Source organism: Xanthomonas axonopodis (assembly GCF_001304695.1).
GTDB lineage: Bacteria > Pseudomonadota > Gammaproteobacteria > Xanthomonadales > Xanthomonadaceae > Xanthomonas > Xanthomonas axonopodis.
Window position 1 is genome coordinate 1 of the sequence record NZ_JFAQ01000096.1, and the last position, 10544, is coordinate 10544.

Sequence of the window (10544 nt, forward strand, 5' to 3'; positions counted from 1 at the left end):
CCATCAAAGCATGGGATCAAATACCTAACCGGGCGATGCGCAAGACCAGCGCAGCGCCCCGCCTTGGCCGGCCACACCAGGCGGGAAACCGATCTCTGTGCGCGGCGGGGAGTTCTGAAACCACGTGTCCAACGCACATCGCCGCGTCGCTGTCTCAACGCAACCTCAGACCTCGTAGACCGTTCGAAACGCGTCCATGTCGCTGAGCGTACAAAAATGAAAGCGTGGCACCGTGATCGGCCCCGCTGCTGTCAGCTGTGTGAGCCAGACGCGCACCGCGGTGCGATACGCCATTTGTTCAGCCGCATCCAGCGTGTCGCACAGGTAAGCCAGCGAAATATGAAACTGGAAGTTGGTGTAGTCGGGGCGCTGCAAGCGTGTCAGTTGCATCAGCGCCTGGCGCGCGGCTTCCAGGCGCTGTGCGGTTTGCGTGTCGGCCGGCTTCAACGGAATCAGCAGATTGTCGTTAATGCCGGTCTTGGCTGCGGTCGGATTGACCAGGAAGCGGCACGCACCCAGCGGCGGCGCGGCGCGTTCCTTCAAACGCGACAGATAGGCCGCGTTGATATCGGCCAAGGCATGGTCGCGCGTCATATCGCTTGGCCAGGGCCCATGCGCACGGTCGATCTGATTGACCCCGCCCAACAAGGTCACGTGGTAGCTGCTCGGTGGCAGCAGGGCGAACTTGTGGGCAAAGCGCTGTTCGGGGAACTGGCGGTAGATATTCAGCACGCGGTCGAAGCTGTCGTAGCCGTCGTCCTGTTGTTCCAGATGACCCACAAAGGTATTGCCGGCAAACGGCATCGGCCGTCGCGAGCGCAGAAACTTGCGGCCCACATCCGCTGGTGGCGGCGTCATGGCCAGCGTGGGGAGACCGGTGGCCAGCAGCGAGGTGCCGGCGGCAGCCATCAGGTGGCGGCGGCTGATGCGTGTGTCCAGAAGCGACGACATGGGAAAACCCTCAGAGTTTGACGTTGATGCCGAGCATCACGGTGGGTGCCATCTTCCAGGCCGATTGCACGTATTCCTGGTGGCGGCCGATGCGGTACTCGTAACCCTGGCCGGTCAGGTTGAGCACATCCAGGCTCACTGCCACTGCCGGCGAGACGTCCCAGGCCAGTTTCAGATCCAGGCGGTCCAGCGGCTGCTGGTAGCGGTTGCGATAAAATTCCTGCTGGTTGCTGTAGTTGGGGTAGCGGTCGTCCCACAGCTCGCCGGTACGGCTCCAGGCCAGGGTGCTGCGCAGCGGCCCACGCGCGTAGTTCAGGGTCAGATTCCATAGCTGCTTGGGCTGTTGCGGCAGCACCGACAAGGTGGTGCGGCTGCCATCGCCGAGCACCACCGGGTAGTCCACGTCCAGGAAGGTGACATTGGCACCGACCGACAGCCCGGCAAGCGCAGGCAGCCACGGGCCCAGTTCCTCGATCGCGCCGAGTTCGACGCCGCGCATGCGGACCGGCCGGTCGGTATTGCGCGGCTGGGTGACCAGCACCTGCTCGCCGTCGATGCTCTGCAGCTGGCCATAACGGAAAATCTCGTTGTCGATGGTCTTGTGGAACAGCGCGATCGACAGCAGGCTGCCGCCGTCGTCGAACGTCCAGTTGTGGCCAAAGTCCAGATTCTGCGAGCGACGCGGCTGCAGTTCCGGGTTGCCCTGGTTGAGCGTGGGCGGGGTGCTGCCCAGCGTGAGCACGCCGCCGTTCAACGCCATCTGGTCCAGGCGCGGTCGCCCGATCGAGCGCGAGGCGCCAAAGCGCAAGGTACCGTTGGCGCTGGTCTGCAGCTGGCCGGCCAGCGATGGCAACCAGTTGCGGTAGCTGCGCTGCGCACTGACCGGCGCCCAAACGGTTCCGCTCAATTGCTGGCCGCTGCTGCCAAAGCGGGTCTGCTCCAGGCGTACACCGCCGGCCAAACGCCAGCGCTCGCCGCGCCACTACGCCTGGGCGAAGCCGGCGCGCACCTGCTCATCCACGCTGTAACTGCCGCTGTTCTGCGCGGAGGTGTCCACCACGCCGCGCGCCTGGCCGGACGCCGCCTCCCAGCGGGCGTCGGCCAGGTCCGGGTCGATGGTCAGCATGGGCGCGTTGCAACCCAGGGCGCAGATGGGGTCGCCCAGCACATCTGCCAGCGAATAGGGCAACCCGCTCCAGGTCGTGCGCTGGAACGCGGTCTGCATGTGGGTGCGCACCTGTCGCAGGCCCCAGGCCAGTCCCAGCCCCTGGCTGTCCTCGTCCATGTTGCGACGTAACTCCAGTTGCAGGTCGCTCACCCGTTCGGCGTAGGTTGTGCGCTCTTGCTGGTGGTTGAGGTTGGCGTAGCGGGTCGGATCGTTGGCCAGCGCCGGGTCCAGGGCCGTGAATGCCGGCAGGGTGCCATTCCAATCGAAGCCATAGGCCAGGCGATTCTGCTGGAAGCGGTCCCAGATCTGCGGGTTGTCCACCGTGGCGCGCGAGGTACTTGCGCGCCGCGCGCCGCGCCACTGACCAGGCAGCTCGGCCAGCAGTTCGCCGTTGATGCCGGTCAGCCCGCGCTTCCAGCGCAGTTGCCCCAACTCGACGAGCTGGTTGAGGTTGTCCAGCGTGCCGCTTTGCGGGCCGCTGCGGGTCAGGCGCGCGCTGTTCTGCACCTGGGCGGCCTGGGTATTGCGGTCGGAGGCCTCGTGTTGGTTGAACGTGTAGCCGGATAAATGGCCGCTGAGCGGACCTTCAGGTTGCCAATCCACGCGTGCGGTCACGCCGCGCCGTTCGCGGGTGTTGTCGTAGTTGTACCAGCGCCGTTCGCTGGGCACCGCGGCGCCGGTGCCGCCATAGGCCACCGGCGCGCGCGTGCCGTCGGCGTTGTACCAGTTCAGGGCGCCGCCGTTTTCCTGCTGCGGCACAGAAATCTCACGGCGCCAGATGCTGGCCGCACCCAAAAACGCGAACTGGCCGTCACCTCCGAAGCGCTTGCCCCATTTCAGCTCGCCTTCGCCCACCGGCGTGCGGCCGCCATAGCGGCCCCCCATGAGGTTGGCACCGCCCTTGGCCGAGGCGGTCAGCAGGCCATCGGGCCGGGCAAAGCCGGTGGCGGTGACCAGATTGGTGACGCCACCGATTGCGCCGCCATCGTTTTCCGGCAGCAGCGACTTCACCACATCGATGCGGTCCACGAAGTTCGCCGGCAGCACATCCATCAGCGCCTGGCGGCTACCGATGTCGTTACTGGCAAACGCAAAGCCGTCGATCAGCATGCTGTTGTAGTTGCCCTTGAGTCCGCGCACCGTCACATAGCGTGGTTCGCCCTGGTACTCGACCGTGCTCACGCCGGTAACCCGGCGCAGCGCATCGCCCACATTGAAGTCCGGCAACTGCCCGATGCTGTCGGCGGCAACCGAATCCACGATGGTGGGCGCCGCCTGCTTGGTGGCGATGGCGCGCGTGTTCTGCGACTGGAACGAGTTGCGCACCTGCACCGCGTCCAGGGTCTGCGCGTCGGCTGCGGCCGGCGACTCGGCAGCGATGGCGTACGAGGGAAGCCAGCCGATCAAGGCCAGCCCCAGCGCAAGCGACAGCGCATGCGGAGCCTGTGGGCAAGCCGGGGCAGCGCAATGGGATCGGGAAGGGAGATGCAACAGGCGCATGGCACGATACCAACGTCGGAGGCCCCACCGTGGGGCCGCGGACTGATTAAATTAAGCTGCTTAATTAAAACGTTTATGACAACGACGGACGTTTCGCCCTGCATGCCCTCTTTGTTCGCAAACGCAGCCATTCGTTCGCATTGCCGTCGTCGCAGCGATGGGCAGGCCGCCGGTTCCAGCGAGCGCCTGGTGCTGGATCTGATCCGTAGGGCCGGGCAATTCGAGCGTGCGGATCTGCCGCGCGCCAGCGGGCTCAGCGTGCCCGGCATCAAGGGCATCGTCGACCCGCTGGTGGCGCACGGCCTGCTGCAGTTGCGGCCCTCGTTGCGGCGCGGCCGCGGCCAACCGAGCGCGCAAGTGAGTCTGGTGCCGGGGTATGCCTACAGCGTGGGGGTGTCGTTGATGGTCGATGGCGTTGCGGTGGTGCTGATCGACTTCGCCGGCCAGGTGCGTGGCATGCGTCAGCTCACCGCCTTCCCGCTGACGCTGGCGGTGGTGCGTGCACAACTGCCGGCCTTGGTGGAGGCGCTGCTAAGCGCGGCCGGCGTGGATCGGCAGCACGTGTTCGGCGTCGGCCTGAGCATGACCGGCCCGCACATCGGCGACGGCACCCGGGTCAATCCGCCCTTGTCGCTGGCAGCGGAATGGATGCAGGTGGAGCTGGATCGGTTCGTCGCCGATTGCCTGCAGCTACCGGTGTGGATGGACAACGACGCCCATTGCGCCGCCCTGGCGGAGGCGGTGTACGGCATTGGCCGCCACTCGCCGGACCTGGTCTATCTGTCGATCTCCGACGGCTTTGCTGCCGGCGTGATTGCTGCCGGCAACGTGCGCCGCGGCGCACACGGCAATGTGGGCGAACTGGGGCGCATCTCGGCCATCACCGGCATGGCGCGGCCAACGCTGGAAAGCCTGCGCCAGGCGCTGGCCGCCGATGGCCATGCGCTGCCGGACCTGCACACCATGCTGCAGCACTACGATGCGGCGTGGCCGCAGATCGACGCGTGGCTGGATGCAGTGCAACCGACCGTGACACTTGCGGTGGCGGCGATCATTGCGTTGATCGATCCGCGTGTCATTGTGTTTGGCGCGCGCCTGCCAACCGATCTTGCGCAACGGCTGATTGCCCGCATCGCCTTCGAACCTGCGCCGCGGCGTGGCGTTGCATTGCCGTATCCGATGCTGCAGGTCGGGCAGGTGACGGCGCATGCCACCGTGCTGGGCGCGGCCATGCTGCCGTTCAAGGAAACGCTGTTCTAGCACGCGTCATGCGCGGCGATGTGCGCACCAGGCGCTGTGCAACGCATCCAAACACGACATGCGCTGATGCCCGCACAAGGCTTGCAACACAGGGCATCGTTTCGCATGCGGGCGGTACTTTTCGCCTAATTTGCGAATTGTCATATGCCACGTCTGCGAATTGTCATATGCCACGCGCTTTAATGGCCGCCCGCCGCGTTTACGAGGTCATCATGCGTATCGGTCCTCTGCAACCTTCTGTTGCGCACACTGCTGCGCCGGCACTCCCAACGCACACCAGTGCGACCAGCCCGACGCAGGTGCCGCGCATGCCGAGCGACACCCCGCCACTGCGGGAAAGGCCGCGTCGACGCGCCGGCAGTATGCCCCCGCTGGTGCCGTTGAACGACAGCGCGATGACCGGAAAGCCGGCCCTGGTGGCGTTCGACAGCGAATTCTCCGACCAGCGTCTGGCCGAAGTGCAGGCGCGGCAGATCACCGTGCAGACACTGCAAGCCAAGCTTGCCACCCATCTTGCGCAGTCCGGCACGGCGCCCAAACCCGACAGCATCGCGGCACGTTTTGCCGCCGGAACACTGGAGCCGGTGTATCTGGACACTGCCGCCTTCAATGCCATGTGGCGCGGGCTGCCCGCACGCGCACGTGCGGCCGCAGGCCCCGTGCTGATCGATGCACAACAAGGCCGCATCATCTTCAACCTGCAACGCGCATTTGCGCCCGGCGACACCTTCAGCGACGCGGCGCTTGCCGCACTTGGCAAGCAGTTGAATCTCTCCGGCCACGGGCTGGCGACGCCGGACTGGCTGCAGCCTGCCGCACGCACGCCGGAGCGGCGCAAGTTACAGCAGGCCGCGCGCTACCACGGTCACGAGGTGCCGGCCCGCGACGGTGGCGCCGCGTTCTTCAAGGCCAACGACCATCGCCTGCTGGAAGGCAAGCAAGCGCTGTTGCGCAATCATCGAAAATCGCTCGTGCACAACCACTACTTCGAAGCACCCAGCACGCGTGCGTTCGGAAAGGACGTCATGGTGCATCGCGGGCTGTTCGATAACCACGCCGGCATCCCGGAAAACTCGCTGGCCTCCATCGATCATGCCTACGAGCAGGGCTACCGCAATCTGGAGCTGGACGTCGAAGTCAGTGCCGATGGCGTACCGGTGTTGATGCACGACTTCAGCATCGGCCGAATGGCCGGCGACCCGCAGAACCGATTGGTGTCGCAGGTTTCGTTTGCCGAGCTGCGTGAAATGCCGTTGGTGATTCGCAACCCGTCCGACGGAAACTACGTCAAGACCAACCAGACCATTGCCGGCGTGGAGCAGATGCTGGAGCACGTGCTGAAAAAACCCGAGCCGATGTCGGTGGCGCTGGATTGCAAGGAGAATGCCGGCGAAGCGGTGGCGATGCTGCTGATGCGCCGGCCGGACCTGCGCAAGGCTGCGGCAATCAAGATCTATGTCAAGTACTACACCGGCGGCTTTGACCAATTCCTGTCCAATTTGTACAAGCACTACCAGATCAACCCCTTGCACTCGCAGGATGCGCCGCGCCGTGCTGCGCTGAATCGCTTGCTGGCCAAGATCAACGTGGTGCCGGTCCTGGCGCAATCCATGCTCAAAAACGCTGAACTGCGTGAATATTTCCCCGGTCAGGATGATAACCCGCGCGGGTTGGCGGAAAGCGCGGTGCAATGGATGGAGAGCTGGTGCGGCATGCGTCCGGTGATAGCGGAGGTACAGATCACCGATCATGACAACGATGAGAGTAGGGCCATGGAACTGGTCCAACAAAAAATGCGCCAGCCAGACTCTCCCTACGCCAAGGTGGCATTTTCGGCTGGCCACCGGTTCGAGGACTTCTCCTTGCTGCGTGCAAATCACGATAGGGAATATTACGACTGGGGCAATTTCGGTGAGGCGAAAAAACACAGTGCCAGCCCATACGACATAAAACGTGCAACCGCCGGCGGACTGCTCGGCGAAGGTGAAAGCATATTGACCGACCAGCCCGATGCGGAACTGCTCGCTATCCTAGAAAATCGTACCCTGGCCCGCGGCCATACTGGTATGGAGCTGGATGTTCCCCCTGAAACATTCATCGATACGATGACCGACAACGAAATTGTACAGCAGCGGTTTCATGAATTTACGGCTGCAACAAAGCAGGCCGACCCGGTGCACATCGCGCTAGTGCGTGAAGGGAGGCATCTGGATTGGACTGAAGAGATCGTCTACGACCCTATGGCAAGGCGTGCGGCAGATGCACGCGCCGAATCCCTAGGGTTGCTGACCGAACGTTACCGTGGTGCACCGGTGACTCATTATCTCAACGAGCATGCGAAAGAGAGTGGGTTGGAATAATTCGAAGGGAGCGGAATCCGCTTGCAGCGCGGGCTCATGTGATGGTGGCCGGCACCCACCGCGATGCGATCGAATGTTTGCGTGCGCCATCCAATTGTTCGCAAGAGCATGCTCGTGCGAGGTGTAATCGACAGCAATGCAACCGGGCGCGTGTCGCCAGCGCCGACGCAATGTGGCCCCAAGTTGCCATGCAGATGATTCAGACCGCCATTTATCCGTGCAGTGCGCGGGCAATGCCACTAAGGTTCGCATCGGGGCTGCAAAGTTCGCCGTGAACGCGAATTGTCATCTGCAGCGCAGTTTACTGAGCTACCCGCAAAATCCACGAGGTTCTCATGCGCATCGCTCCTCTGCATCCACTCGCTAACGTTGCCAGTACTGTAGCGGAAATGTCGACGCCACCGGCTGTAAGTACGCTCCCGCAAGAGCATTACCTGTCTAGCAGCGAACAGCCACTACGCGCGCGTCCGCGCCGACGCGCGCTCAGCGCTCCGCCGCTGGTGCCATTGAGCGACAGCCAGATGACCGGCAAACCGGCGCTGGTGGCTCTGGATAGCGAATTTTCGGAGCAACGCCTGGCCGAAGTGCAGGCCCGCCAGATCACGGTGCAGGCATTGCAAAGCAAGTTGGCCGCACATCTTGCGGATGCAGGAGCCGCACTTCCGTCGGACAGCATTGCTGCACGCTTTGCTGCTGGAACATTGCAGCCGGTGTACGTGGAGACCGCCACGTTCAACGACATCAAGCGCAGCTTGCCTGGCCGCGCACGCGCGGCGGTCGGTCCTGTGTTGGTCGATGCGCAGCAAGGCCGCATCATCTTCGACCTGCAGAGTGCGTTCGCGCCAGGCGACACCTTCAGCGATGCAGCGGTCACGGCGCTGGGCAGCGCGCTGAATATATTCAGCCATGGACTGAACAATCCGGACTGGCTTGTTCCTGCTTCGAAGTCACGCACTGCGCATCGCAAGCCCCTGCAGACGCCCCAGTATCGAGGACACCATATCTCCAAGCAGGAGGGGCGGGCCTGGTTCTACAAGCCTGATGACCATCGCCTGCTTGAAGGCAAGGACAAGCAGATGCGCGAGCACCTCAAGAAACTCGTTCACGCTAATTATCTGCAGTCAAAAAGCACCCGAGCAGTCGGCAAGGACGTTATGGTCCATCGTGGTCTATACGACTTCCATCATGGCATTCCGGAGAACTCGCTCTCTGCGATTGACAATGCGTATGCGCATGGGTACCGCACGCTGGAACTGGATGTCGAGACGAGTGCCGAAGGCATACCAATGCTGTTTCATGATTTTACGGTGGGACGAACACTCGGCCTTCCCGATAACCAATTGATCGCCAAGATGCCGTTCTCTGAATTGCGTGATCAACACTTGGTAATTCGCAATCCTGTAGACGGTAACTTCATAAAGACCAATCAACGTCTTTCTAGCATTGAGCAGATGCTGGATTATGTGATGCGGACTAAACCTGGCATTTCGATCGTACTGGATTGCAAGGAGAACACGGCCGAGGATATCGCATTGATGTTGCTGAGCCGACCGCATTTTCTTCCATTCACGGCAGTCAAGGTTTATTCGAGCGCTTACAAGGGTGGATTCGACCAAATGTTTTCGAATCTCTGCAAGCGTCTGCAGATCAACCCTTTGCATTCCCAGGACGAACCGCGGCGTCGAAAGCTGAGGAACGAGCTGAATAAGATCAAGGTCGTTCCTATCCTGGCCGAGCATGATATCCAAGACCCGCAGATGCGCGGCGTGTTCCCCGGAGACGACAGCGCCAGCGGCTTGGCTGAAACAGTCACCAGATGGATGCAAAGCTGGAACGGTATGCATCCGGTGATCGCAGAGGCCATGGTTGCTCATCCGGACAGCAACGCCGGCAAAGCCATGAAGGAAGCACGCGCACGTCTGCGGCAGCCGGGCTCTGGCTACGAGGAGGCCGCGTTCAGTGCTGCCTACCGTTTCGAAGACTTTTCGGTGGCGAAGTCTGATGGAGGGCGGCAATACTTCACGTGGGGGATGTTCGGCGAGATCAATCCGGTGACCGAAGACGGATTCGAGCCAAAACGTGGCACAGCCGGGGCATTTCGGGATCAGGGCGAGAGCGTGCTCACCGATGAGCCGAACGAAGAGGTGCTGGCATTACGCGAAGACCGTACGTTGCCACGCGGACACACCGGCGTGGAGTTGAATGCTCCGCCCGGAACGACCATCGACACAAAGCGCGATGCGTCGCTTGTAAACTTGCGTCGCCAGGAGTTCGCCGCGAGGCAGCGGACGCTGGACAAGCAAAGCGTCGATGCAGTGCGTGAGGGTGCGCGCCTGGATCACGGTGCCGCTGCGCAGCTGACGCAGGAAGCACGCGCGGTTATCGACACGCATGCGGAATCGCTCGGCATGCTCACCGAGCGCTATCGCGGTGCGCCCGTGAGTCATTACCTCAACGAGCAGGCCAAAGGATGCCAAGCGTAAGCAATGATGGCGGCGCAATGATGCGTTGCTGACAGGTGCCGTCTGTCGCTGGCTTCGCCGGGCGGCAGACCGCACGCAAAAGGCATGCCGTGGCGGCGGAGAAGGCCGCGCCACCGACAGCTGCAAGTGCGACGCTTTCACTTGGGTGCCGGTCGAGCTGGTGGTCCAGTGGGTTGCCATCGCTCGGTAGTCTCCGCTGTTGCGATGTGCATGGCTGTGCGCAAGGACTGTGGCGTTCGTCGCGCCGTCCACTGCCCGGCTGAACCTTTGCATCCTATCGCGCTACGACGTTTCTAGCAGTGTAATCGTTTCCCGCTCTTGCGCGTCCACCGCCACCAGCCGTTGCATCAGCAGCGACAACGTCACCACGTCCTGGTGGTTGTGCTCGGCCACGCGGCGCAGGTTGCGCGCGCTGCCGCCGCGCAGATAACTCAACCAGGCGGCCGGGGCCTCCGAGCCGGGCAGGTCGTCTTCGCGCACCACGCGCAGCAGTTGCCGCTCGATGGTGGACAGCTTGCAGTTCTCCCAGGTGCCGCGATACCGGCGGCGGGTGGGGAACAGCAGATCCACATGGTCCAGTGCAGAAATCGGGTCGCCGCGACGTGACAGGCGATAGCGCGTCTTCAGCAGCGGCGCGTCGTAGCAGCGGCCGTTATAGCTGGACAACACGGTGCGCGGTGTCAGCCAGGTGCGGAACAGATCCAGCATCGCGCTTTCGGCCGCCATCGTGGACATCATCAATTGACGCACGCGCAGGCCGCTGCCTTGCACGGCATCGACGACCCAATCGGCCACGCCGATCATGCGACGTCCCCCCGTCCT

General features: G+C 63.0%; 5 protein-coding genes and 1 pseudogene. 3 read left to right on the plus strand and 3 right to left on the minus strand.

The window, feature by feature from the left end; genetic code table 11:
* Positions 1 to 165 precede the first annotated feature (165 nt).
* Both XAXN_RS09715 and XAXN_RS09720 read right to left on the minus strand, forming a co-directional pair.
* Positions 166 to 951 (minus strand): DUF1868 domain-containing protein, encoded by a 786-nt coding sequence (locus XAXN_RS09715; RefSeq protein WP_054319393.1) that lies wholly within the window; start codon positions 949 to 951, stop codon positions 166 to 168.
* Between the two features lie 10 nt (positions 952 to 961).
* Positions 962 to 3619: pseudogene (locus XAXN_RS09720) on the minus strand (TonB-dependent receptor).
* A 102-nt stretch (positions 3620 to 3721) separates the two neighbouring features.
* Here XAXN_RS09720 and XAXN_RS09725 point away from each other — a divergent pair.
* The 3 genes from XAXN_RS09725 (at position 3722) to avrBs2 (XAXN_RS09735) (ending at position 9722) form a co-directional block, all read left to right on the plus strand.
* On the plus strand, positions 3722 to 4879 hold the full coding sequence (locus XAXN_RS09725; RefSeq protein WP_054319394.1) for an ROK family protein: 1158 nt from the start codon (positions 3722 to 3724) through the stop codon (positions 4877 to 4879).
* A gap of 167 nt (positions 4880 to 5046) precedes the next feature.
* Positions 5047 to 7239, plus strand: a complete 2193-nt coding sequence (gene avrBs2, locus XAXN_RS09730) for a type III secretion system effector avirulence protein AvrBs2 (protein ID WP_206416648.1) — start codon at positions 5047 to 5049, stop codon at positions 7237 to 7239.
* Between the two features lie 389 nt (positions 7240 to 7628).
* Positions 7629 to 9722: a type III secretion system effector avirulence protein AvrBs2 gene (gene avrBs2 / locus XAXN_RS09735; RefSeq protein ID WP_425511779.1), complete on the plus strand. Its 2094-nt coding sequence runs from the start codon at positions 7629 to 7631 to the stop codon at positions 9720 to 9722.
* A gap of 282 nt (positions 9723 to 10004) precedes the next feature.
* On the opposite strand, the gene XAXN_RS09740 is transcribed toward avrBs2 (XAXN_RS09735), so the two are convergent.
* On the minus strand, positions 10005 to 10544 hold a 540-nt coding region (locus tag XAXN_RS09740), incomplete at its 5' end, for a ribonuclease H-like domain-containing protein (protein ID WP_167694777.1).